Source organism: Edaphocola aurantiacus (genome assembly GCF_019797745.1).
GTDB classification, from domain to species: domain Bacteria; phylum Bacteroidota; class Bacteroidia; order Chitinophagales; family Chitinophagaceae; genus Edaphocola; species Edaphocola aurantiacus.
The window spans coordinates 312,825-336,487 of sequence record NZ_VOSI01000003.1 but is presented as its reverse complement, the minus strand read 5'-3'; the positions used below and the strand labels follow the sequence as shown (position 1 = coordinate 336,487).

The following is a 23,663-nucleotide window of genomic DNA, read 5'->3' as shown; positions in this document are numbered from 1 at the left end:
TTACAAATAAACTACTTTTACACTTAAAATAAAAACGTTAAAGATGAAGTTTTCAAAATTAGTTATTGCAACTTACATCATGTGTGGCAGCGCAGCACTGAACAATTTGCACGCTCAGGCCCAACTGAATACAGCTGCAAAGGACTTTAAATTTATTGATCCGACCAATATGGATAAGTCTGTAAAGCCCGGAGATAACTTTTTTGAATATGCCAACGGAACCTGGCTTCAAAAAACAGAGATCCCTGGAGACAAAACCCGTTGGGGATCTTTTGATGAGTTGAGAGACCGTACCAATAAAGCAGTGCAAAACCTGCTGGAAAGTGTAAAAAACAATACCACAGCAGCAAAAGGCTCTAAGGAATATAACGTATCTGCTTTTTATAACAGCGGTATGAATGTTCAGGCCATCAATAAATTAGGGATTAAAGCAATCGATCCTGAATTAAAAGCTATCCAGGCGGTTAAAACACCGGCACAATTACTGGACCTGGTGACCAGCCTGAACCGTAAAGGTATTCCTACCATCATCAATGGCTATATCGGACCTGATGATAAGGATGTAACCAAAATCATTACTCAATTCGGACAAGGCGGACTGGGCTTACCTTCTAAAGACTACTATACTGATAAAGATGCAAATGCTGCTAAAAACAGAACTGCTTATATCAAGTATATCACTGATATCCTGATCGCTTCAGGGCAAAATAAAGTTGATGCGGCTAAAAATGCTGCGGCTGTATTTGCACTGGAAAACAAGCTTGCAGACGCATCTTTCTTCCCTACTGAAATGCGTGACCCTCAGAAAATGTATAACAAATTCAACATTAATGCATTTTCGAAAGAGACACCAAACATTAACTGGGCTGATGTATTTACTAAATTAGGCATCCACGGCGAAACAGAAATGCTGGTAAGTAATCCTGGTTATTACAAAGCATTATCTAAAGAGCTGACGGCAACACCAATCGCTACCTGGAAACAATATATGCTGTTCCATACGATCAGTCATATGTCTCCTTACCTGAGCGAGCAGTTTGAAAACCTGAGCTTTGAGTTTTATGGTAAAACAATGAGCGGCCAGAAAGAACAAACTCCACGCTGGGAGCGCGTTATGGGCGTAATCAATGGCAATATCGGCGATCAGCTGGGCCAACTGTATGTTGACAAAAACTTCAAACCGGAAGCTAAAGAAAAAATGCTGGAGCTGGTGAATAACCTGCAGGTTGCATTTGGCGAGCGCATTCAGCAACTGGACTGGATGAGCCCGGTGACTAAAGAAAAAGCCATGACCAAGCTGAACTCTTTCATGAAGAAAATCGGCTATCCGGACAAATGGAAAGACTACAGCAGCCTGACCATCACTAAAGGTAACTATGCACAAAACGTACTGAACGCCGCTGCATTCAATTATAGCGAAGAGTTGAAAAAACTGGGTAAAGCTGTAGATCGTATGGAGTGGTTTATGACTCCGAATACGGTAAATGCGTACTACAACCCAGCGTTCAACGAGATCGTTTTCCCTGCTGCTATCCTGCAGTACCCGTTCTTTGACTTCAATGCTGATGATGCGATCAACTATGGTGGTATCGGAGCAGTAATCGGTCACGAAATGACCCATGGCTTCGATGACCAGGGTGCACAATATGCTGCGGATGGTAACCTGAAGAACTGGTGGACACCGGAAGATGAAGAGAAATTCAAAGCGAAAACACAGGTCGTTGTAAACCAATTCAACAGCTACAGAGTGCTGGATAGCGTACCTGTAAACGGTGAGCTGACTTTAGGTGAAAACATTGCGGATCTGGGCGGTCTGGCGATTGCTTACCAGGCATTCAAAAAAACCGAACAAGGCCAGAGCAATGAAATGATCGACGGCTTCACACCGGATCAACGTTTCTTCCTCAGCTGGGCACAGATCTGGAGAGGTAAAGCTACCGATAAGAGAACGCTGCAACTGATCAAAATTGATCCGCACTCTCCTGGTGTATGGAGAGCGATCGGACCTCTGAGCAATTTTGAACCATTCTATAAAGCATTCAACATTCAACCCGGCGATAAAATGTACCGTCCTGAGAATGAGCGTGCAAAAATCTGGTAATACAAGCTCCATATAAAAAGTAATGCCCCGGTCAATGACCGGGGCATTACTTTTTATATGATTTAAAATCTGTTTATGCTTAATGCTTAGGCAGTGTGCATTTTTTGCTCCTGCTCCCATTGTGCTTTACCATATCCTGGTATCACATGCTTTTCGCTATGGTAAGAAGAACGTACCAGCGGACCGCTTTCTACATAATCAATACCCATTTTATATCCCTCTTCGCGATAGAAAGCAAACTCATCTGGGTGCACAAAACGCACTACCGGTAAGTGTTTCGGAGTTGGTTGCAGGTACTGGCCTATGGTTATAACATCCACTCCATTCTCTTTCAGATCATGCATGGTCTGCAATACTTCATCCTTTTCTTCACCGATACCCAGCATGATACCGCTCTTCGTACGCACGCCACCTTCGTGCAGGCGACGAATCACTTCAAGGCTGCGGTGATATTTGGCCTGTATACGCACTTTACGGGTCATGCGTTCTACGGTTTCTACATTATGAGAGATTACCTCAGGGGCAACATCAATTACATTTTGCAGATTATCCCATATCCCTCTGAAATCAGGAATCAGGGTTTCCAGTGTAGTATCGGGATTTAATGCTTTTACCGCTTTAATTGTATTGGCCCAGATAATAGAACCACCATCTTTCAGCTCATCACGGTCTACAGAAGTAATTACGGCATGTTTCACTTTCATCAGGTGAATCGCTTCCGCTACACGTTGCGGCTCATCCCAGTCTACCGCTTCCGGACGGCCGGTAGCTACAGCACAGAAGCCACAGCTGCGGGTACAGATATTACCAAGGATCATAAAGGTAGCCGTACCTTCGCCCCAGCACTCTCCCATATTAGGACAGTTACCACTCTCACAGATCGTGTGCAGCTTATGGTTATCCACCAGTCCGCGCACATGTTTATATCCCTCCCCGGTGGGCAACTTCACCCGTAACCAGTTCGGTTTTTTAGGCTTTCCGTTTACATAGGTCACTTCCTCTTCTTTGTTTCTTGCTGCCGTAACAGTAGAAATCACCGGTAATTCTATCATGTACTATATGTTAATTCAATAAAATGCCTGGCAAAGTTCCTAAAATTTTAGTCGCAAACCAAGTCCGTTTTCACACAGGCCTAACTCCAGCTGTTTACTACGCGCTGTAGTTGACCCTTGATTATAACTGCTGACTGCTCTACGCAAATGCTTTTTGTGCGCAATCTCCAATGGAATGGTGATGGCTACAGCAGCCAGACCCGCACCCAGCAGGTACTTATTAACAGGCTGTCCCGTTATTACATTACCAATCTGCAAGCCAATGAGTCCGCCGCCAATGGCTCCAAACACTACTGATGCTACATTATTGGTGCCTGCCCTTGCCACAGCATTATAGGCGACAGGATTGTTTTTAGTGATCTTCAGCAGATCCTTATGCTTCTGCGGCCAGTTATTATAATATACTTTACCTCTGTAAAGCCTCAGTGTGTTATATTCCGGTGTCTGTGCAAACAGACCTATTGCCGTAAGGCAAAAAAGCAACAGATAAATACCTGCTTTCTGAATCATGTAATCGGTTATATAAATTATTGTTTACTTCTTCCAGCCCAGCTCAAATGAAGCATAAGCGTTAAAGAAGAATGATTTCGGATCCTGGAAAGCCATCTGGTGTATTTTTTGAAAATACACTTCTGCATTCACCCCTACTTCCAATCCTGCCAGTCTTTGTCTCCTGTCAGCATAGTCAAACTTCAGGCCAGAGCGCAGATGCAAACCCGGCACTACCTTAATCTCATCCCAACCTCTGCGAAATCCATATCCACCCAGAAACTGTCTTGAGCCCAACTGTTGCGCCACACTATCCGGATTCAATTTTATAGAGCCCCCGGCATCCGTCTGGAAGTAATAAGGCTTTAGCAGCCCTAAACTTACCCCACCCACTGTAGACCAGTGTATGGATACAGTATGTGGTTCCGGCTTACCCGCAATCAGCTTCTTATAGCCCACTCCGATCTTGGCCTGGTAAAAAGTATTGATCTTACCATATCGGAACATTTCGGTGCTGAATAAAGATAACAGCGGGTTTTGAAAAGAAGATCCTCCATCGTAGCGAAAGTCACGCACCTCTTTAGGGTGGCGCTTCTCGCCTATCTCCAGTTGCAGAAACAACACGTCAAAATAACGATCTATTTCGTACTTGGGGCCATCATTTTTCTTGATAATACCATAATTATAATACGCATTCCAGCCATCCGTATTGGCACGGAACCCGATAGCATGTTCGCGGCGCAGGGGCTTAGGTCCCTTTACCTTGGCTTCCGCTTCCTGGGTATTGACCAGTACAACAGTATCTGCTACCCGGTTACGGTACTGCATTTTCTTCAATTGCGCCTGAGCAGCAATATTTCCGGAGACAACAGCTGTAAATATTATGGAGAATTTTACAAACAAGTTCATTGATAGAGATTTATCTTTGTAAATTTATACAAAATTCTGCAATGACCTCGAAAATTATTTACACCGGAAACTTAAGAACAGAGGCGTCCCATCTGCAATCTGGACACACGATTGAAACAGATGCGCCAGTTGACAATAAAGGTAAAGGAGAGCGTTTTTCCCCTACCGATCTCGTAGCTACCGCACTGGGTTCCTGCATGCTCACCATCATGGGTATCGCTGCAGAAAACCACCAGATCAATATCGTGGGTACGACCTGTGATATTACAAAGCGCATGGCTGAAAGTCCGAGACGCATCGGAGGCATTACCGTAGCCCTGAATGTAACCGGACAGGACAACTATTCCAGTAAGGAAAAAATGATCCTGGAGCGTGCCGCATTAACCTGCCCGGTAATGGAAAGTATACATCCGGAAATCGAAAAAATCGTAACCTTCTCCTGGAATGGTGTAGCAGAAAACTAATATAGAATTGCCGAACACATTGACTATAAATAAACAATTACAATCACTTAAAGACAGGTTGGCTAATGAAATCGTAGAACCCGCATGGGGCTGGGGTTTTCGTGTAGCCATATCCGTTATTGTGCCTGTTATAGCCAGTATTGTATCGGCCAATCCGAATTACTTCTGGATGGTGATCGCTGCAGAAACAGTATCCATTGTAGAGCTGAAGGGATCGGCTGGTTTCCGTTCCCGGCTGCTGGTTGCGGCTATCATATTTTCTGTACTGTTTACATTTATTGGTAGTATTGCCGCTGCAAATATCTGGCTGGCGGTACTGCTTATGTTCCCCATAGCACTGGGTTGCGGCCTCATGAAAAACCTGGGAGACTGGGGGCTGGGTCTGGCGATTAATATCTATCTATTTTACCTGATTGCTTCTGCCCACGAAGTACCCTTCCCTGTCGTAAAGGAAAGAATGTATTTCGTAGCCCTGGGTGGCCTCTGGGCCATGTGCATAGGGGTTTTCAGCTTTTCCTTCCTGCCACAGGGCAAACCTTACCGGAGAACCATTGGTAACATATGGAAGGCCGTCGAAAACCTGATGCTGCTGGTAGCCAATGACTGGGACCCCAATAGTAAAAAGAGCTCTATACGTGCCCTGTATCTTAAAGAAAAAGAGATCAGAACGGCAATTGATGCTTCTCTGGCATTGTACGGTCAGCTGTATGATGAAAAAAGACAGCAGCCAGATCAGGAGAAGAAACTGAGCTATGCCCGCAGATGCGCTTCTATGGCTAGTCTGCAGATCATCAGCATTGCCAATAATGCCGTACTGTTATTTAAAAAACCACTGAGCGAAGCATTTATATTGCAGATGCATACCATACTTAAAGTGGTAGAGCAGGTATCTAACCGTATGGCATTTTACTTCTATACCCGCAAGGAGGAAGAATTATTACTCATACAATCCCGCCTGGAGCGGCTGAGCAAGTTCCGGGAGCATCTGTATACGTTTGAAGAAAGCCAGCTGCCAGAATGTGAACGTATCGTACGGCACATCAACCGGTTTACCAACCTGGTAGAATTATCCATTAAAACAGTATCTACGGAAAAAGAGAAATTAATGTTCAGCCAGTATTCGCTGATGCAGACACTGAATATCCTGCATCCGAAGCACCTGCAAAACAATATCAGACAATTTCTCAATTTCGATAACCTTACCTTACGCTATGCCCTGCGCATGGCCATCACCGCGACTTTAGGACTCGGTATTGCACAAATCTGGTTTCCGCATCACGGGTACTGGCTGCCCCTTACTGTCATCATTGTAAGTCAGCCGTTCTTTGGTGCAACGTTAAAAAAGGGAATAGAACGAAGTATTGGTACTATTGCTGGGGTTATACTGGGTTCATTGATCATGTTGTTGCCCTATGCCCACATTACCCGGCATTTCATGGTGCTCTTCGGTGCCACCCTCATGATCTATAACCTGCGTAAAAACTATTCCTGGGCCGCATTTTTCATTACCATATTCCTGATCGGTCTGCTCTCTGCAGAGAACCAGGTAAGCACAAATATATTGCTGGAGCGGGTTATTGTAACGGCTCTGGGAGCAGTTATGGCCGTTATCTCTGGGTTCCTGTTATTCCCTTCATGGGACAAAAAATTATTGCCCAATTACCTGGGCAAGGCAGTTATTGCAAATTATAAGTACTACCAGTTCCTGATGGGTGTCCGCGAAGCAGAACAGCAGCAAAAGCCCTGGGTTATCTATAAGATAGCCGCAGAATCCAGCAACAGCAATGCTTTTGACTCCCTTAACCGCTACCTGACGGAACCTAAATATCGTGCTAATAAAAATATTGGCGCAGCCTACTTTACGGCTATCACTTACAATATCCGTATTACGCGTGAGCTGAATGCTTATGTAGACGAGAAAGAGGCCGGAGAAGCCAGCCCTACCATAAACCTGCCTGCCGATAAACTGATACGGCAGATAGATGACTTATTTCAGAAAACAATAACCCTGCTTAAGGGTATGCCCGATATCACCATCGATGAAACGGGCATATACCCGGAGATGAGCTATGCAGCCATAATGGTTTCTGCACAGCAAAAGATCAACCTGGAGCGGCTGCATATTGAATTGAGCGCGCTGTATTCCAGCCTGATACATTAGTGAATTTTACACGTCCATTTCGCGCAGTACTTTCTGGTTATTTTCAATCAGTTGTACCAGCTTTTTCCGATCAGCATCGGTGAGGCTTACAGAATCATCGGCCAGCAGGCGGCGCAGCTCTTCCAGTTCATCTTCTTTTGAGCGGAAGATGCTGTCGAATTTAGATTTTATACCGCAAGCCACATTCGCTACTGTCTTACGCGTTTTAGAACCATTAGTAGGGGCAAATAAAAATCCAAGCACTACTCCGCTGATCACGCCCCATGAAAATTTTGACATCGCCATAGTATTCGATTTTATTCGTAAAAATAGGGATTAAAGTGTTGGAGACCATGCCAATTTTTTGCTAAAGAGCGCACGTTTTTTTAACCTAATTTTCTCGAAACTTAGCTGTATTTTAATTAGGTTTGCAGCATTACTCAAAACTAATTGATATCATGACCAATACTACTGTACAAGCCGTTAAAGAAAGACTGGACAACGGAGAGCAATTAAACATTATCGATGTAAGAGAGTCTGCAGAATATTACAATGACAATATCGGTGCTATTTTGCTGCCATTAAGCAAACTGCGCAATTTCGATTCTGAAAACCTGGAAGAAATTCAGGAGCAGGAAATCATTGTACATTGTCAGGCCGGTAAAAGAAGTCTGGAAGCATGCATGTTGCTGGAGCAAATGGGATTCACCCATGTTGTAAATATGGAAGGAGGTATCCTGGCCTGGCGCGCAGCTTTCGGGGACGCAAATATTTAATATGCAGCATATAGAACCCTATTATCAATGGCGACACCTGTATATGTCGGAAGAAGATCCTCTGTCCCCTTTTTACGGAAGGGAGTACAGCGAATTTGAGTTCAGCCAGACGATATACAATTATTATATTCACCCGCAATGGGACGATTTCGGGTCCAATACATTATACCTGAAAATCCTGTTTGCAGACTATGAAGAAGGTTATGCTATCATAGAGCTGCTGGGCGAGTGGAATGATGCGATTAACAATGACATCATGACCCTGAAACGGGAAATCATAGATCTGTTGATCAATGAAGGAATCTATAAGTACATCCTGATTGCAGAAAATGTGCTGAACTTTCATAGCAGCGATGACAGCTATTATGAAGAATGGAATGAAGACATCAGCGATGAGGGCGGCTGGATCGTTATGCTGGGCCTGCCGGGACACCTGTATCAGGAAATGAAACAGGCTGGTATACCCCGTTACATATTCTTCCAGGAATATGATGAATGGCGTACCCATCAGCCGCAGATGGTTTTTCAGAAAGTAGAAGAACAACTCTTAAAAAGGATCGGATAAATGAAGCAGCAAGTGCAAGTAGATATTTTTATACCTTGTTTTATCGACCAGCTTTTTCCCGAAACGGGATTGAATATGGTAAAGGTATTGGAGCAGTTAGGTTGTTCGGTAAATTATCCCAAAGGCCAGACCTGTTGCGGACAGCCGGCCTGTAACAGCGGCTTCCAGGATGAAGCCCGTTCTATTGCCAAAAAGTTTTGTAAAGACTTTGGTGGCACGGATCGTTATATTGTAGCTCCATCGGGCTCCTGCGTAGGCTATGTTGTCAACCAATATGATCACCTGCTCAAGAATGCAGCCGAATACAATACGTATAAGAAAATCAAACCCAGGATATTTGAATTTGCAGACTTCCTGGTATCCGTTTTGAAAGTGAATGACCTGAATGTATCCTTCCCGGCTAAAGCCACTTACCATGACGGCTGCGGTGCACTCAGAGAATGCCATATCAAAGATCAGCCAAGACAGTTATTAGCACAGGTACAGGGACTGGAACTGACCGAGATGAAGGAATGCGAGACCTGTTGCGGTTTCGGCGGAACCTTTGCCGTTAAGTTTGAACCTATATCAATCGGTATGGCGCAGAATAAGGTGGAGAGCGCATTGGCTGCCGGAGTAGAGTACATCATCTCCAGCGATATGTCCTGCCTCATGCACCTTGATGCCTACATTCAGAAACAACATATTCCTTTAAAAACAATGCACATTGCCGACGTACTTGCGGCTGGCATATGATGCAACAATTAATATACATTCATGTCTCGTTTTTTTGTTCTTGCAGCAACCCTATTTTGCCTGCTTTTTACTAATAATACTGCTTCGGCGCAGCAGAATTCCGATTCTGTTATCCTCTCCCAGATGCGTAAACTTTTTTATGGAATAAAGTTTAACGACATCCGTAACGATGCGCTGGTGACCATTAAGGATATGCCCAAAGACAGCCCGGTGCTGATCATTTATTTCAAGACAGATTGTGGCCACTGCCGCCTGGATGCAGAGCGCATGAACCAGCTGGCACCGGCCTATAAGATACCGATATGGATGGCTTCTTATATGGACAAAGCAGAGCTGCAGACCTTCTCTAACGAATTTAAACTCGACAAGATTAAGAACCTGCGTGTCTTACACGACTTCAGTAAAGGCATGCATAACTGGTTCGATTTTAAATATGTCCCCTTCATTGTACTGGTCGATGGCAAAGGGAATTTCATTAAAGAATTCAATGTATTGCCCAGCCCCGAAGAACTGGAGGAAGTAATCCGTACCAATGACTTCCTGGAAATGTATCAGAAATAAAAGATAACATACTTTATAACAAAAGGCAGCTATACAGCTGCCTTTTGTTATAAAACAAGAAACCAAAACCAACCAGTGCAGGTTTATTATTTCCCCAGTGCTTTGCGCACTTCCGGAGCCACTTTGGTACCGAATAATTCAATTGATTTCATCATTAAAGCATGATCCGGTGCGCCCACATCCATATGCCCGATAAAACGGGTGATGCCGAACATCTCATGCATAGCCAGTATCTTGTCGGTAACCTGTGCCGGCTCACCGATAAACAGTGCTCCTTTAGGAGAACGTCCGGCATCATACTGTGCTTTAGAGTATGGAGGCCATCCTCTTGATGCTCCGATACGGTTCATCTGTCCGGAATAGTTTTTAAAGTACTGATCCGCTACCGCTTCTGTTTCACTCACGAAGGTGTGAGAATGAATACCCACCTGCATTTTAGCAGGATCATGACCACTTTTCAGATACTCTGCTTTGTAGAACATCACCAGGTGTTCAAACTGCTCCGGCATACCGCCGATGATCGCCAGGATCAAAGGCAGACCCAATCTTGCAGCGCGCAGGATCGACTCCGGCGTACCACCTACCGCAATCCATATCGGCAACTGACCATTTCGGGTCGCACGTGGATACACAGATTGGTTTTCCAGCGGTGCCCTCAGTTTGCCCGACCAGTTCACCACTTCATTGTTATTAATGTTCAACAACAAGTCCAGTTTCTCTTCAAACAGACGGTCATAGTCTTTAAGGTCATAACCAAACAGCGGGAAGGACTCAATAAAACTACCGCGCCCTACTCCAATCTCGGCACGGCCACCAGAGATCAGATCTATGGTAGAGAAGTCCTGGTATACCTTTACAGGCTCTGCAGAACTCAGTACCGTAACGGTACTCATCAGTTTAATATTTTTAGTAATGCTGGCCGCAGCAGCCAGTACAATTTCCGGTGAGGATACTGCATAATCAGGACGATGATGCTCTCCCATACCAAACACATCCAGTCCTACTTCATCGGCCAGTTTAATTTCTTCCAGTATCTCTTTCAGTTTCACCTGTGGGTCCTGTGGTTTGCCCGTATTGGGATCAAAAGCCAGGTCTCCGAACATGCCTACACCTAATTCCATATGATTTTCCTTTTTGTGATTTTGTTACTGCAAAAATACGAAGCTTAACGGGCCTCCGGCATTGATGTATGATAAGTATTCCTTAAAGGGAATCCTTATGTTTAAATGAATAGATCCAATACAAACTCGCGCGAGATAAGTATTACATAAAAAAAGCTACCCTTCCGGATAGCTTTCAAATATATTTTAATACTATTTAGCGGTTATAAGCCAGTACCAGGAACTCTTTTCCATAAGGATCGGTATACTGGTGCAGGGCTTCGAAGAAAGACTGTCCGTATTGCAGGTAGAATGGCATAAAGGTATCGTAACGTTCCTGCAGACTGTCTTTAGGGAAAGTATGTTCCTTCAGTTGCTGTATCTGCTGTACCCTATCGGCCATCTTGCGCTTGGCCGCTTTGCGCACTTTTTTCTCCAGCACCTCAGCCTGCTTTTTTATTTTGGTAAATACGGCTTCTGCGCTCAGGTGCAATTGTCCGTCCAGGTCAGCCAGCTGATCTATGGTTTCCTGCTCCAGTGTCTCCAGTTGCTGCTGCAAAGCCGTTACATTCCAGGAGTCATCACCGTACTGTGCTACATAGTTATTGATCAACGGTTCTGTCTTTATAAATAATTCTTCCAGCGAAAGATTCAGCTTCTGTTGCATCGCCACAGATTTAGGACCTACAATCATTGCAGACTGACGCAGCACGATAGCCGGGAAGAATGCTTTGTAATGGGTAAAGAGGTCTTTTAACTGCATCCAGTAGGCTACTTCACTACCCCCGCCTATAAAAGCCACATCGGGCAGTATGGTCTCCTGGTACATTCCTCTGAGAATCACATTCGGGCTGAAACGCTCAGGATGTTCCTCAACTTCCTGCATCAGCTGTGCTTCATTAAAAACAATATCCGTATTCAATACGAACCATTGGTCTCCATTCCGCTCAATACGCTCTCTAAGTCCCTCTTTCATATAAAAAAGGTTGATCGGACGCACAAATGCCTGAGCAGTGTATTGTGCATTCAGCGCTTCTGATGTCTGCGTCACCACCTGCTGTGCGGTATGTTGCAGCAGCTCTTCTTTCATCACCGGAATAAAAGACTTTTTCAAACGGGCATCATTGGCATCCAGCACTACGACACCGAGAAAACCCAGCAGCTCATTAACCAGGATACGGGTAGCCTGTGCAATAGTATGGCCGCCGCCATAAGCCGTACGGATAATACGTTTGAGCGCTTGCTCCTCCACGCCTACCGGCCCCAGTACACGGAACAAATCTGAAATCAGTTCCTGCAGATCATCGGTATGCATACTGCCTACAGCACCGGTCTGTGTTGTATTCCAGCGGTAGCTTTTACCTTCATAGCGGAATACACTCAGCTCATCCAGGTCATTATCTTCTGAACCGATATAAAACACTGGTACAAACTGCGCCTCAGGATGCTGTGCAGACAGGTGTTGTGCCAGTTTAGCGGCATGAATGATCTTGTAGACGAAATATAAATAGCCGCTCATCAGGTTAGGCTGATGGGCGGTACAGATGGTATATGTATTATCTTTTGCCAGCAGTTCAATATTCTGCTGTACGGCATCGCTCACCTCAAGGTGTGCATACTGCTCCCGCAACACCGACACCAGGGTATTCCGGTCTACCGGATGCGCCGCTCTGCTGTGTATAGCCTCCTTCATACCCGCATCATCCGGCGTAAACGCATAAAAAGGTCTCAGGCCAGGCGCTGCTTCAAGATAGTCCTTAATCAGGCTTGAAAAGTAACCGGTATTTTGTATAGGAAGGTATTGAGCAGTACAGTCGGCGATATTGTCCATTAGAACGAGATGTTTGCGCAAAAATAAAAGAATATAGCAAATGTGATTGGCAATTTTTTCCTAAAAAAGGAAGCAATACCTTCTGGTATTGCTTCCTGATAACTAAATAGTTACGTGCAGGCATTAAAAACGGCTGGCATATTCCTTTGCAAAATCACCGATTTTGATCTGACCATCTTGTGGAGCACCCTTGCTTTCAAAATCAGATTGCAGTTTACCTTGGCGGATCGCTACGCCCATTTCCGTATACAGACCAGCCATCTCTTCCGGTAATCCTGCTCCGGTCATACCTTCCATAGCCTGCTCATCGGTAAAGGCAACCCAGGGCAGTGTTTTGCCCAGGGCTTCGCCAAATACAGAAGCCACATCGGCTGCCGTCACATAATCACTGACGATATAACGAACGTCATGTCCGGTAGTTTTTTGCTGTAAGGCATCTGCCGCAGCCTGTGCAATATCAGCCGGGTGTACCAGCGGCAGTTTTACATCGGCGGCAAAATTAGAACCCAGTATGCCGGCATGCTGAATCATTGGAATATCGTTGTAATAATTGGTGTAGAAATAGCCTGCACGTAAATAAGTTACCGCGACATCTTCTAATTCACTATACAGCTTTTCGATATGATGCAGTCCTGTAATAGGGCCTGTACCGTCTTCAAAATCAGCGCCCACACTGCTGAGCATCACGACACGTTTCACTCCGGAATTTTTGATTGCAGTCGCATAAGATCTGCCGGCATTAACGGTGTGCTCAATAATGTTCTGTCCACCCATATTCGGAGGGGTCATGACAAATACCGCGTCGGCATCCGAAAAGGCCTGTTCCAGGAAAGCTGTATCGGTAATGGAACCAATAGCTGCTGTAGCACCCAGTTGCTCAATGGCGGCTTTTCTATCAGCACTGCTACTGATCAGGGTTACCTTATGTCCTGCTGCTACCAGGTTTCTCACTAAATGTTGTCCTATGTTCCCCAGGGAACCGGTAAGGGTAATATTCATCAGATAAAATATTTTGGTTAATTGATAATGCAAAAGTACTTTTGTACTTACTTTTATACAAGTACTTACCCTAAAGTATGTATCATTATGACTGCTATTAAATCATCCTCGACCATTCAGCAGAACAAGAAAACGGCACTGGAAATGTGTCCGGTAACCTTTACGATGGAGAAAATAGGAAGCTATTGGAAGCCCATTATTATTTACCATCTATCAGAAGGCAGTAAACGCTATAGTGAGTTAAAAAAGGCAATACCTGCCGTTACGGAGAAGATGCTGATACAGCATTTGAAGCAGTTAGAGACAGATGGATTGGTGATACGGGAAGCCAGGCCGGTAGTACCACCCTATGTTACCTACCAGCTCAGCGAATCGGGCAGACAGCTGCTCCCGGTGATTCATGCCATGGCCACCTGGGCCACGGCACATATGTAATCATTTACGATACCGGCATTACCTCGCGGTAGCTGCTTGGGGTCTGGCCATGATGTGCTTTGAAAATCCTGGAGAAATGTGACACATTTTCAAAGCCCAGGGAGAAACAGATATCCGTTACACTCATCTGCGTATGCTCCAGCATTTCTTTGGCTTTGACCAGGCGTTTCTCGCGGATCCAGCTGGCTGGTGACATGTTGTATATGCGCTGAAAGTCGCGCTTAAAGCTGGAGAGGCTGCGCCCGGAGAGATAAGCCAGCTCTTCAAGATTGACCGGTGAGGCATAATGCTGTTCTACCACCTGGCTCACATCGGTACGTACCGGTTGGTGTAATTGTAAGATCTGGAAAAATACATTTTTATTATACTCGGCTACATCATACAGCAACTCCATCATCTTTAACCGCAACTGGCCGGGATTCACACCAGACTGGTTATTGAAGTATGGTTTCAGGGAATGCACAAAGGCAACCAGGTATTCGTTTATAGGATATACTTCACTCTTAATCTCCCCTTCTGCCTTTAATTTCGGAATCTCAATCTGGGCTGTAGACAGGAATGATTTCAACAGATCATCTTTCAAAGAGAACATCATGCTCTCGTATATATTATCATTTTCCGGATCACCGGCTTTCTCATACTGTACAGCAGTAGCCTTTTTGAGCAGGATCATTTCATTCTTACCTACCACATAGGTCTGCTTTCCGTAAGTCATCTTATTTGTTCCACCCAATACGAACAATAACAGGTGCTCTTCGAGGTACATTGTACCACTCGCACCTGTACTGTGTACACACTGCTGCACCACAGAACAACCTTCCAGCTCCAGTGTAGCCTGTGCGGCATCGCAACTAACGAGTGCTGTAGGCACCTTAACCATTTTTGTAACCATAAAGTATTTGCTATCAGCAACAAAAGTACGAAATACAGGACCATACACTTTTCTTTCCGGTTCATATAATTATGCTAAAAAGTTCAGATCCGGATACAATGATTTAATACTGGAGTATTAGCTTTGTGGAGCACAACAAACACCCGGACCTAAAAAGAACAAAATATTGAACTGCTGAGTACAAGCGGTTTCCCCGGGACCGCATACTTTTGTATCATCAAAAACAATTAAAAAAACAACAAAAAGATATGATCGCAACAAAAGGCTATGCCGCTATGAATGCCGGCGAGCAATTAACCGAATGGAATTTTGAGAGAAGAGCTGTTGGCCCTAACGATGTACAGTTCGACATACAGTACTGCGGGGTTTGCCACTCTGATCTGCATCAGATCCGCAATGACTGGTTTCAGGGTATCTTCCCGATGGTACCGGGACATGAGATTGTAGGAAGAGTGATCGCTGTAGGCGAAAATGTAAGCAAATTCAAACTGGGCGACCTGGTGGGTACCGGTTGTATGGTAGACTCCTGCGGACACTGCAGCTCCTGTAATCATGGTGAAGAACAGTATTGCGAAAATGGCAGTGTATCTACCTACAACGGCCTGAATAAATACACTGATGGTATGCCGACTTATGGTGGTTATTCTAAAACCATTGTGGTAAAAGAAGATTTCGTACTGAATGTACCGGAAAACCTGCCGCTGTCAGGTGTAGCACCTTTATTATGTGCCGGTATTACTACCTACTCTCCTTTAAGACACTGGAAAGTTGGCAAAGGCCATAAACTGGCAGTACTAGGCCTGGGTGGCTTAGGTCATATGGCCGTAAAATTCGGCGTGGCATTCGGTGCTGAAGTAACGGTATTAAGTACTTCTGAAAATAAGCGCGAAGATGCGACGAAGCTGGGTGCACACCAGTTTGTAGTAACCAAAGACGAGGCACAGTTCAATGCGGTTAAAGATTCATTTGACTTTATCCTGGATACCGTAAGTGCTCCACATGATATTGCTGCATACATGGGTCTGCTGAAAACTAATGGGGTACACATCTGTGTGGGCGTACCTTCTGAGCCATCTGTAATTCCTGCATTTGCGCTGATCGGTAACCGTAAAAGCCTGGCAGGCTCTATGATCGGTGGTATCGAAGAGACACAGGAAATGCTGGACTTCTGCGGCGAAAACAATATCGTATCAGAAGTAGAAGTAATCGATATGGCTTACATCGATAAGGCATACGAACGCATGGAGAAAAACGATGTAAAATATCGCTTTGTAATAGACATGGCTACTTTATAAATATAGCTGTAATCACAAAAAGCCCGGGTACATACCCGGGCTTTTGTTTTATAACATGTCAGCGTTATTTCTTTCTTTTCTTTCCTTCAATATTCGGCAGGAAACCCGTAACCATGCCTATCAGCGGCAGGAAGGCGCATACGGAGAATACATATTGAATACCCTTCTGATCGGCCAGCCATCCTAATACAGCAGAACCGATACCACCCATACCAAACGCAAAACCGAAGAACAGGCCCGCAACCATACCTACCTTTCCGGGAATAAGTTCTGTAGCATATACCAGGATAGCAGAAAATGCAGAGGAAATGATGAGCCCTATAATAACGGCCAGTACAATGGTTCCGAACAGGTTTACATGAGGCAGCAGCAGCGTGAACGGAGCCGCACCTAATATAGAGATCCAGATAATCCATTTACGTCCGTAACGGTCGCCCAGCGGGCCTCCCAGAATAGTACCCGCAGCAACGGCAGCCAGGAAGGCAAATAAATAGACCTGAGATTGCTGTACACTTACCCCGAACTTCTCTATCAGGTAGAAGGTAAAGTAACTGGTCATAGAGGCCATATAAAAATACTTGGAGAAAATCAGTACCAGCAGAATTATGATAGAGATGATCACTTTATAGCGGGGTAATACAACCCTTTCTGTAACTACTTTTTGTGGTTGTGCTGCTTTCAAAGCCATATGCTGCTGATACCATTTACCAATAATGGTCAGGATGATGATAGCCACAATAGCCAGTACACCAAACCAGCCGATATAACGTTGCCCGAATGGAATGATGACTAGTGCTGCGAGCAATGGACCGATCGCACCACCGGCATTACCACCTACCTGGAATATAGACTGTGCAAGCCCTTTCTTGCCACCGGATGCCAGGTGAGCCACACGCGATGCTTCCGGATGAAACACCGAAGAGCCAATACCGATCAGACTTACAGAAGCCAGTATGGCAGAAAGATTGCCCGCAAAAGCCATACAGATCAGTCCCATCAGGGAGAAGAACATGCCTATAGCAAGGGATTTTGGATTGGGTCTTTTATCAGTGTACAATCCTACGAAAGGCTGCAGAATAGAGGCCGTAAGCTGAAACACTAAGGTGATAATACCTACCTGGGTAAAGGTGAGTGCATAATTATCTTTCAGCAATGGATAAATTGCCGGAATCAATGACTGCAACAGGTCATTGAGTAAATGGGATAAACTGATGGCAAACAAGATCGGATATACGGTCTGGTTGGCTTGTAATGTGCCGGAAGCGGCAATAGGTTCTTTCATAAAAAACAAGTCTTAAACATCAGGTCATCTGATGTTTGTTATTAAAAAAATTAAATGATGCCGATAATAGATTGTGCAACGGTTAATGCTTTGTCAGCATTGCGCTCTTTAATATGCAGTAGCAATGCCTCATGCAGCTCCTGAGACTCGATAAAGGAGGTGGTATCCTTGTATACGGTCAGGAAAAACTTGCTTACATGTGTCGAAAGGGTTTTGTACAATTCACACAGGATCATATTGCCGCAACTCTCCGCAACAGTTGTATGAAAGTCAATATCGGCCTGTATACAGGCTGCCATCTCCCCCTTAAGGGCATAACGCTTCCGTTCTTTCAGTGCTTTACTCATCTGGCTGAGCTGTGCTGTAGTCCGGTGCGTAGCGGCCTTCTCTACTACCTTTATCTCCAGCAATTGTCTTACTTCAAATATCTCTGCGAACTTGGCATGCTCAATTTTTGCATCCAATGCACCATTACCGGTATGGCTGATCACAAAGGTGCCCAGCCCCTGCTGTACAGATACAAAGCCGGACTGCGCCAGGTACTTGATCGCTTCGCGAACAGTGGAGCGCCCTACCCCAAACTTTTTCATCAGTTCGGGCTCTGTAGGCAAGCGGGAGTCGACAGGAAATACACCCCGTTCTATACTATGCTGCAGCGTATCGGCCAGTTCCTGCGCCAGAGATTTTTTTTGTAATTGCATCATACATCATATCATCAGATGTTTGCAAAAGTAATTAAATTATAGAATATAATATCATCGTTTTGTAAAAACAAAAGCGCCCATGCAATGCATGGGCGCTTTTTATAAAATAAAGAATCTTAGTCTTCTTTTACCGCTTCACCTTTGATGAAAGCTTTGATCCAGTGTGTATCTACAGACTTAGGACGCTCGATAGGGAATCCTAAAGCTCTGTCCCAACATAATCCTGCTAATACACCCAGTGCACGGCTTACACCGAAGATTACTGTGTAGAACTCTTCTTCAATCAGTCCGAAGTGTTTCAGTAATGCACCACTGTGCGCATCAACATTCGGGAATGGGTTTTTGATTTTACCGGTAGCTCCCAGGATCTCCGGAGCCACAGCATATACATTCCATACGGTTTGTACCATAGGATCATCAGGACAGTGTGTTTTTGCAAACTCCATCTGTGCTGTGAAACGTGGATCTGTTTTACGCAATACTGCGTGACCGTAACCCGGAACTACTTTACCTTCAGTTAATGTTTTCTTGATATAATCGCTGATCTGGTCTTTGTTCGGAGCATTTGTATTCAGCTCCTGACACATATCTTCGATCCATTTTACCACTTCCTGGTTAGCCAGGCCATGCAGCGGACCTGCCAGACCGTTCATACCGGATGCAAAACACAGGTAAGGATCAGACAGCGCAGAACCTACCAGGTGCGTTGCATGTGCAGATACATTACCACCTTCGTGATCGGCATGGATCGTTAAATACAGGCGCATTAATGCATAGAAACCTTTGTTATCGTAACCCAGCATGTGTGCGAAGTTACCCGCCCAGTCCAGCATTCCGTTAGGTTGGATATGATCGCCGTTTTTATATTTTCTGCGATAGATATATGCTGCAATGCGCGGCAGGCGTGCAATCAGGTTCATACAGTCTTCAAAAATATAAGACCAGTATTCTTTTTTGTTGATGCCGTTTGCGTATTCTTTAGCGAAGATAGACTCTTTCTGTAATGCAGTGATTGCAATAGAGAACTGCGTCATCGGGTGTGTAGAAATCGGTAATTTTTCAATTACATCAAACACATAATTCGGTACATGAGATTTTCTGGCAAATGTTGCAGATAAATGCTCTACATCTTCTTCAGAAGGTAACTCACCGATCAGCATTAAATAAAATAAGCCCTCCGGTAATGGTTCTGTACCACCTGGGGCCTTAGGTAATTTTTCTCTTAATTCCGGGATCGAATAGCCTCTAAAGCGGATACCATCTTCTGCATCAAGTAAAGATGTCTCGGTGATCAGACCGATAATACCTCTCATACCCTGGTAGGCTTGTGCGATAGTGGTTTCTCCTAAAACTTTATTTCCGTGCTCTGCAATAATTTGTTTGATTTCTGCTGCTACTGAATCAGCTTTGACTTTAAACCTGTCTTTTACGAATCCCATATTTAAAATTTATTTTAATATAAAAAGGGCCCATTTTATTATGAGCGGTACAAAGTTAACTAATTAAAACATAAATAAAAACAGCACTTCCCATTTCTTAACAATATCACCAAATTAAAGATCGGATAGCCTGTAACCCTATCTACACATATATATAAACACTATCTATACACTTAAAGGTGTGTAGTTGCATAAAAGAAAACAGTTGGTTTACCGGATCGGTAAACCAACTGTTTTGTGTACAAAATTGTATACAATTATTTAGAAATACTAAAGCGTCTGTACGCCGTACCTTTATTCGTTTCGATACGCATAAAGTAGTTGCCCGCAGGCTGGTTCGTCACATCAATTTCTTGTCGGGAACCACCAGTATACTGTAGCTCTTTCTGTACCTGACCCAGTGTATTGCATATAGTAATGTTCATGATTTTAATATCGCCGGTTTCTGACAGGACGGTCAGTTTATTTGCCGCCGGTACCGGGAATACGTTCAGATCATTTTTACCAATCTTGCTTTCACGCACACCCAGTGCCATGTCTACATTGATCATCAGTGCAGTATCCATAAACCCGCAATCATTCTTCACTTTCAGGCTTACAATATAATCGCCTTCTGCTGCAAATACATGAGACGGTTCTTGAAGTTGAGAGGTATTGCCATCACCGAAATCCCAGTAAAAGCTATCTACGGCCTGCGCATTGATCGGGGCAAAATCTACCCTGCCCTGCTGTATTTCAAACTTCGGAATGAAGTTGAACCCGTCAGTAGAGGCTTCCAGTCGCGCACCGATAACGATCTCATCTGTAGTAGTACAGTCATAATCATTGGTTACCGCTACGGTATAAGTACCACCGGTCAGTGTCGTGATAGACTGAGTCTGCGCACCGGTACTCCAGAGATATGTAGCACCCGGATTACCCGCATCCAGTGTCAGTGGCGTATTGGAGCAGACAATGGTATCGTTTCCGATATTCACCTGTAGTTTAGGATTTACCGTTACATGTACCGTATCACGCTTAACACAACCATTGGGACTGGTCACCTTAACCCAGAACTGGTGCTGCACACCGTTTGTAGGAGCCACATCCAATGCTGCTGCAGTACTGTTATCATTCCACTGATAGATATAAGTTGCCGGATAAGAAGGGCTGGTGGTTAAGGATAAAACATCATCCACACAATAGGTACCATCGGCCACATCAATACTCAGCGAAACGTTGTCTACAATTATCTGTACCGGAATGCGGGTTGTCGCACAACCATTTCTTCTGCCTTCGACGTACACAGTTGTATTGGCAGTATATACGGGAGACGTAACATTATTACCTATTCCGATGATCGTACCGCCTGTGGGTGCAGACCACCAGACAAGCGAACCTCCTGTACCGTCTATACTGGCGACTAACTGCAGGCTGCCGGTACCGCAACGGGAGATACTGGGTGCTACGGTTACCACAGGTGTTACACATCCGAAATTGGTTGTCAGCTGTCCTCTTGCAGAGGTTACCGTCACCGATTGCGATTCAAAAAGGTAGGTCTTTGCATTCTCACAAAAAATAGTAGGTTGCAAGATCCATTCCATCTCGGTACGTTCATCGACGTTCAGGTTTAATCCCAAAGCGGGCGTATTCTGAGATACGATCTTTCCGGCTACATATGTGCCACCGGTAGCAGTGCCCAGCTGATTGGTTGTGTTGGTACCATGTGGTGCTGCGGCACTGGGCACCAACACAAAGTCATTCGTAGTTGTTTCTGTTATAGGCGTCCAGGTAATGCCGCCGTCTTTAGAATAAGCAAGGCTCTGGCCCAGTGGTAAGGAGCCGCTGAGACCAAAGGTGTAATACTCTGTGCGCAGGCGCAGCGATTCATTAAAGTTGGTTTGCGTAACAGGTGTATTCGCTGCGGCTTTCCAGGTGGCAGCTGCTTCGCTGCCATTGTTATTGCGCCAGCGGTACTGCGTCTGCTCCAGGCTATTGACCGTAGGAAGGGCAAAAGCACCGGTACAAACCATAAGTAGTAATGAAAGTAAGTAGTATCTTTTCATACTTTTTTAGGGGTGTTTAGAGGGTAAATCAATAATAGAAGAGAGAGTAAATAAAAACAAATGAAAAACAAGGGATACCGGGCATAGAATGTCATGGTATCATTTTTAGAAAGGGTTACCTGCTCCACAAATCCGGCCTCCTCCTTTCTTTTAAGCAGCTCAGTACCCATGCTGCTAAAGGCTCCTGAATAACCGAGGTTACTGTTTACTACAATATCCTTCCGATTAGCCACAGCGTGCATGCGGGCGCTGTAGAAGTGCTGGCGCAGCAGGTAATCGCTGTTTCCGATCCAGCCATCATTAGAGATCACCACCAGGAAATCGGCATGCTGCTCTGCTAAACCGTAATAAGCCTTATCGACAAGAGATTCGTTACAGACAGTAATACCCGCACGACCGGCCAGGGTATTAAAAACAACGCTGTGCTGCCCTGGCCTGATGATCACATCTGCCCCTTTAAGCAAGGGCATAGCACCTATACTTAAGGGTACCTCAGCATAGGCAAGCGGAAACCTTTTATCGTAGCGCTGCACCACACCATGCATATCTTCCAGGTAATAGGCCGAATTATAAAATTCTGTACCGGCACCATCAGTCAGCAGGCCAATGATATGTCCGCTGTGGTGACTGCTATCTGCACCCACAATAGCGTTCAGGAAATCATCATCTTTACGGTAGGTCCAGGGAACAACGGCTTCTGTCCATATTTTCAGACCAGCATTTAATTTCGTGGCTTCTGCATTCAGCCGAAGCATTTCCTGCACAGCCTGGTTACCTGTTTGCTCATCCCATTTCTGGTGTACAGGCTGATTGGTATTAATGACCGCTATCCTGGTCTTTTCCGCATCAGCAGGTTCCGGATACATTAGTAGTGCTGCACAGGATAAGCCCAGAAAAGCCGCAAAGATCAGCACCGTGTATCCGAAATATTTCCGATGCGGATCAAGGAGCGCCAGCGCCAATGCAGCATTGACCCAGGCACAAAAAAAAGAGATCAGTATGCCCCCACCAAAAACGGCCGGTTGAATCAAAAAATTAGTGGAAACAAGTCCCTTATATAATGCAGGATGAAACCAGAAAGAGCCGGTCAGAAAGTAGCTGAACAGGAATTCAAAAACAGCCCAGGCACTGGCTATACCCAGACTACGCAGCAGGAAACTGTGCCGGTTATTGACAAATTTATAGAGCACTGCTGCTGCCAGCAACAGCACCAAACCCAGGAGTACGCTGCTCAAAATATAGACACCGGCAGCTACAAGCCATTTTCCATTACTGAATTCTGTAACCGAATACAACATCCAGTAACTGGTAAAGAGACTCAGCACACTACCACTTACAAAACCTAATGCCAGTGCTTGTCTGAAGCGTACTTTATGAATTGCGATAATAAGGGGAACCAGGGCTATGAAGGAGCACAAAGGATTATTCAGGATCACCAGCACCGCCATCAGGATGCCGGATAGTACAGACAATAAAAAGCGTTGATTAAGGGTACAGGTATGGAGCACTGTTATGTTCATAATGTGTTTGAGCCAATTGATGCTATACAGCACAGGTAATATGTATTATCTGACGGGCATACCAATATCACTCAAAATCATCCGGAGCGCTTTTATACAAAAGCAGTAGCATTCTACTCCATAATCAGTTCTCTAATATATCTCATAATTTTTAATTATTTTAATAAAGAGCCGATTTTTTATATTTTAAAAACAGTGTATATACAAGTATAATATTGTGTGTCTTATATGATGAAATAACAAGACTACACAAACCTTGATCTACCATAAAAGCACAAAATGACTTAGCCCTGATTGCCGGCAAAAGGTAATCAAGGTGCACATGAAGG

22 protein-coding genes are annotated in these 23,663 nt (G+C 44.6%); 9 read left to right on the top strand and 13 right to left on the bottom strand.

Annotated features, from left to right (window positions below; all coding sequences use genetic code 11):
* The first annotated feature begins 43 nt into the window (after positions 1-43).
* Positions 44-2,101: a M13 family metallopeptidase gene (locus FTD44_RS10220; protein ID WP_222166352.1), complete on the top strand. Its 2,058-nt coding sequence runs from the start codon at positions 44-46 to the stop codon at positions 2,099-2,101.
* An 86-nt stretch (positions 2,102-2,187) separates the two neighbouring features.
* Here FTD44_RS10220 and lipA read toward each other — a convergent pair whose 3' ends face one another.
* From lipA to FTD44_RS10205, 3 genes are read right to left on the bottom strand one after another with little or no spacing between them, the layout of a single operon-like run.
* Positions 2,188-3,153, bottom strand: a complete 966-nt coding sequence (gene lipA, locus FTD44_RS10215) for a lipoyl synthase (protein ID WP_222166351.1) — start codon at positions 3,151-3,153, stop codon at positions 2,188-2,190.
* A 39-nt stretch (positions 3,154-3,192) separates the two neighbouring features.
* Positions 3,193-3,663, bottom strand: coding sequence for a hypothetical protein (locus FTD44_RS10210; protein WP_222166350.1), 471 nt, complete (start codon positions 3,661-3,663; stop codon positions 3,193-3,195).
* 24 nt (positions 3,664-3,687) lie between these two features.
* A complete protein-coding gene (locus FTD44_RS10205) occupies positions 3,688-4,551 on the bottom strand; it encodes a hypothetical protein (RefSeq protein WP_222166349.1) in 864 nt (287 codons plus the stop codon).
* Positions 4,552-4,592: 41 nt separating this feature from the next.
* Between FTD44_RS10205 and FTD44_RS10200 the strand changes: the two genes are divergently transcribed.
* Both FTD44_RS10200 and FTD44_RS10195 read left to right on the top strand, forming a co-directional pair.
* Positions 4,593-5,015, top strand: a complete 423-nt coding sequence (locus tag FTD44_RS10200) for an OsmC family protein (RefSeq protein WP_222166348.1) — start codon at positions 4,593-4,595, stop codon at positions 5,013-5,015.
* 19 nt (positions 5,016-5,034) lie between these two features.
* Positions 5,035-7,176, top strand: a complete 2,142-nt coding sequence (locus FTD44_RS10195; protein WP_222166347.1) for an FUSC family protein — start codon at positions 5,035-5,037, stop codon at positions 7,174-7,176.
* A 6-nt stretch (positions 7,177-7,182) separates the two neighbouring features.
* Here the strand turns inward: FTD44_RS10195 and FTD44_RS10190 are convergent, their stop codons facing one another.
* Positions 7,183-7,455 (bottom strand): YtxH domain-containing protein, encoded by a 273-nt coding sequence (locus FTD44_RS10190; protein WP_222166346.1) that lies wholly within the window; start codon positions 7,453-7,455, stop codon positions 7,183-7,185.
* Between the two features lie 158 nt (positions 7,456-7,613).
* On the opposite strand from FTD44_RS10190, the gene FTD44_RS10185 reads away from it, so the two are divergent.
* The 4 genes from FTD44_RS10185 (at position 7,614) to FTD44_RS10170 (ending at position 9,792) form a co-directional block, all read left to right on the top strand.
* Positions 7,614-7,931 carry a rhodanese-like domain-containing protein gene (locus tag FTD44_RS10185; RefSeq protein WP_222166345.1) on the top strand — a complete coding sequence of 106 codons (318 nt, stop codon included), beginning with the start codon at positions 7,614-7,616 and terminating at the stop codon, positions 7,929-7,931.
* Between the two features lies 1 nt (position 7,932).
* The gene (locus FTD44_RS10180) at positions 7,933-8,496 is read left to right on the top strand and encodes a hypothetical protein (RefSeq protein WP_222166344.1); all 564 of its coding nucleotides are present in this window, start codon (positions 7,933-7,935) and stop codon (positions 8,494-8,496) included.
* The gene (locus tag FTD44_RS10175) at positions 8,497-9,231 is read left to right on the top strand and encodes a (Fe-S)-binding protein (RefSeq protein ID WP_246625401.1); all 735 of its coding nucleotides are present in this window, start codon (positions 8,497-8,499) and stop codon (positions 9,229-9,231) included.
* 123 nt (positions 9,232-9,354) lie between these two features.
* On the top strand, positions 9,355-9,792 hold the full coding sequence (locus FTD44_RS10170) for a peroxiredoxin family protein (protein WP_222166343.1): 438 nt from the start codon (positions 9,355-9,357) through the stop codon (positions 9,790-9,792).
* 86 nt (positions 9,793-9,878) lie between these two features.
* Here FTD44_RS10170 and FTD44_RS10165 read toward each other — a convergent pair whose 3' ends face one another.
* The 3 genes from FTD44_RS10165 to FTD44_RS10155 all read right to left on the bottom strand — a co-directional run bounded on the left by FTD44_RS10165 (position 9,879) and on the right by FTD44_RS10155 (position 13,722).
* Entirely contained in the window at positions 9,879-10,913 is a 1,035-nt protein-coding gene (locus FTD44_RS10165; protein ID WP_222166342.1) for an LLM class flavin-dependent oxidoreductase, read from the bottom strand.
* A 196-nt stretch (positions 10,914-11,109) separates the two neighbouring features.
* Entirely contained in the window at positions 11,110-12,723 is a 1,614-nt protein-coding gene (bshC, locus tag FTD44_RS10160) for a bacillithiol biosynthesis cysteine-adding enzyme BshC (RefSeq protein ID WP_222166341.1), read from the bottom strand.
* 123 nt (positions 12,724-12,846) lie between these two features.
* Positions 12,847-13,722 (bottom strand): NmrA family NAD(P)-binding protein, encoded by an 876-nt coding sequence (locus FTD44_RS10155; RefSeq protein ID WP_222166340.1) that lies wholly within the window; start codon positions 13,720-13,722, stop codon positions 12,847-12,849.
* 87 nt (positions 13,723-13,809) lie between these two features.
* Here FTD44_RS10155 and FTD44_RS10150 point away from each other — a divergent pair, with 87 nt between their 5' ends.
* Positions 13,810-14,157, top strand: coding sequence for a winged helix-turn-helix transcriptional regulator (locus FTD44_RS10150; protein WP_222166339.1), 348 nt, complete (start codon positions 13,810-13,812; stop codon positions 14,155-14,157).
* 4 nt (positions 14,158-14,161) lie between these two features.
* Here FTD44_RS10150 and FTD44_RS10145 read toward each other — a convergent pair whose 3' ends face one another.
* Positions 14,162-15,037, bottom strand: a complete 876-nt coding sequence (locus FTD44_RS10145; protein ID WP_246625424.1) for an AraC family transcriptional regulator — start codon at positions 15,035-15,037, stop codon at positions 14,162-14,164.
* A 260-nt stretch (positions 15,038-15,297) separates the two neighbouring features.
* Here FTD44_RS10145 and FTD44_RS10140 point away from each other — a divergent pair, with 260 nt between their 5' ends.
* Positions 15,298-16,344 (top strand): NAD(P)-dependent alcohol dehydrogenase, encoded by a 1,047-nt coding sequence (locus FTD44_RS10140; RefSeq protein ID WP_222166337.1) that lies wholly within the window; start codon positions 15,298-15,300, stop codon positions 16,342-16,344.
* A 64-nt stretch (positions 16,345-16,408) separates the two neighbouring features.
* On the opposite strand, the gene FTD44_RS10135 is transcribed toward FTD44_RS10140, so the two are convergent.
* The 5 genes from FTD44_RS10135 to lnt all read right to left on the bottom strand — a co-directional run bounded on the left by FTD44_RS10135 (position 16,409) and on the right by lnt (position 23,334).
* Complete coding sequence (locus FTD44_RS10135) at positions 16,409-17,626, bottom strand: MFS transporter (RefSeq protein WP_222166336.1); 1,218 nt, start codon at positions 17,624-17,626, stop codon at positions 16,409-16,411.
* Positions 17,627-17,676: 50 nt separating this feature from the next.
* Complete coding sequence (locus FTD44_RS10130) at positions 17,677-18,330, bottom strand: FadR/GntR family transcriptional regulator (protein WP_222166335.1); 654 nt, start codon at positions 18,328-18,330, stop codon at positions 17,677-17,679.
* Between the two features lie 116 nt (positions 18,331-18,446).
* Complete coding sequence (locus FTD44_RS10125; RefSeq protein WP_222166334.1) at positions 18,447-19,769, bottom strand: citrate (Si)-synthase, eukaryotic; 1,323 nt, start codon at positions 19,767-19,769, stop codon at positions 18,447-18,449.
* A 257-nt stretch (positions 19,770-20,026) separates the two neighbouring features.
* Positions 20,027-21,814, bottom strand: coding sequence for an Ig-like domain-containing protein (locus FTD44_RS10120; protein ID WP_222166333.1), 1,788 nt, complete (start codon positions 21,812-21,814; stop codon positions 20,027-20,029).
* Positions 21,811-23,334, bottom strand: a complete 1,524-nt coding sequence (gene lnt, locus FTD44_RS10115) for an apolipoprotein N-acyltransferase (protein WP_222166332.1) — start codon at positions 23,332-23,334, stop codon at positions 21,811-21,813. Before lnt ends, FTD44_RS10120 begins: the two co-directional genes overlap by 4 nt.
* Positions 23,335-23,663 lie beyond the last annotated feature (329 nt).

Excerpts from the sequence above, each read along its gene's own strand:
- FTD44_RS10190 (WP_222166346.1), bottom strand. The coding sequence starts at position 7,455 with ATGTCAAAATTTTCATGGGGCGTGATCAGCGGAGTAGTGCTTGGATTT.
- bshC (WP_222166341.1), bottom strand. The coding sequence starts at position 12,723 with ATGGACAATATCGCCGACTGTACTGCTCAATACCTTCCTATACAAAAT.
- FTD44_RS10155 (WP_222166340.1), bottom strand. The coding sequence starts at position 13,722 with ATGAATATTACCCTTACCGGTTCCCTGGGGAACATAGGACAACATTTA.
- FTD44_RS10210 (WP_222166350.1), bottom strand. The coding sequence starts at position 3,663 with ATGATTCAGAAAGCAGGTATTTATCTGTTGCTTTTTTGCCTTACGGCA.
- FTD44_RS10140 (WP_222166337.1), top strand. The coding sequence starts at position 15,298 with ATGATCGCAACAAAAGGCTATGCCGCTATGAATGCCGGCGAGCAATTA.
- FTD44_RS10170 (WP_222166343.1), top strand. The coding sequence starts at position 9,355 with ATGCGTAAACTTTTTTATGGAATAAAGTTTAACGACATCCGTAACGAT.
- FTD44_RS10205 (WP_222166349.1), bottom strand. The coding sequence starts at position 4,551 with ATGAACTTGTTTGTAAAATTCTCCATAATATTTACAGCTGTTGTCTCC.
- FTD44_RS10125 (WP_222166334.1), bottom strand. The coding sequence starts at position 19,769 with ATGGGATTCGTAAAAGACAGGTTTAAAGTCAAAGCTGATTCAGTAGCA.
- lipA (WP_222166351.1), bottom strand. The coding sequence starts at position 3,153 with ATGATAGAATTACCGGTGATTTCTACTGTTACGGCAGCAAGAAACAAA.
- FTD44_RS10120 (WP_222166333.1), bottom strand. The coding sequence starts at position 21,814 with ATGAAAAGATACTACTTACTTTCATTACTACTTATGGTTTGTACCGGT.
- FTD44_RS10185 (WP_222166345.1), top strand. The coding sequence starts at position 7,614 with ATGACCAATACTACTGTACAAGCCGTTAAAGAAAGACTGGACAACGGA.
- FTD44_RS10145 (WP_246625424.1), bottom strand. The coding sequence starts at position 15,037 with ATGGTTAAGGTGCCTACAGCACTCGTTAGTTGCGATGCCGCACAGGCT.
- FTD44_RS10200 (WP_222166348.1), top strand. The coding sequence starts at position 4,593 with ATGACCTCGAAAATTATTTACACCGGAAACTTAAGAACAGAGGCGTCC.
- FTD44_RS10175 (WP_246625401.1), top strand. The coding sequence starts at position 8,497 with ATGAAGCAGCAAGTGCAAGTAGATATTTTTATACCTTGTTTTATCGAC.
- FTD44_RS10180 (WP_222166344.1), top strand. The coding sequence starts at position 7,933 with ATGCAGCATATAGAACCCTATTATCAATGGCGACACCTGTATATGTCG.
- FTD44_RS10130 (WP_222166335.1), bottom strand. The coding sequence starts at position 18,330 with ATGATGCAATTACAAAAAAAATCTCTGGCGCAGGAACTGGCCGATACG.
- FTD44_RS10150 (WP_222166339.1), top strand. The coding sequence starts at position 13,810 with ATGACTGCTATTAAATCATCCTCGACCATTCAGCAGAACAAGAAAACG.
- FTD44_RS10135 (WP_222166336.1), bottom strand. The coding sequence starts at position 17,626 with ATGAAAGAACCTATTGCCGCTTCCGGCACATTACAAGCCAACCAGACC.
- FTD44_RS10220 (WP_222166352.1), top strand. The coding sequence starts at position 44 with ATGAAGTTTTCAAAATTAGTTATTGCAACTTACATCATGTGTGGCAGC.
- FTD44_RS10165 (WP_222166342.1), bottom strand. The coding sequence starts at position 10,913 with ATGGAATTAGGTGTAGGCATGTTCGGAGACCTGGCTTTTGATCCCAAT.
- lnt (WP_222166332.1), bottom strand. The coding sequence starts at position 23,334 with ATGAACATAACAGTGCTCCATACCTGTACCCTTAATCAACGCTTTTTA.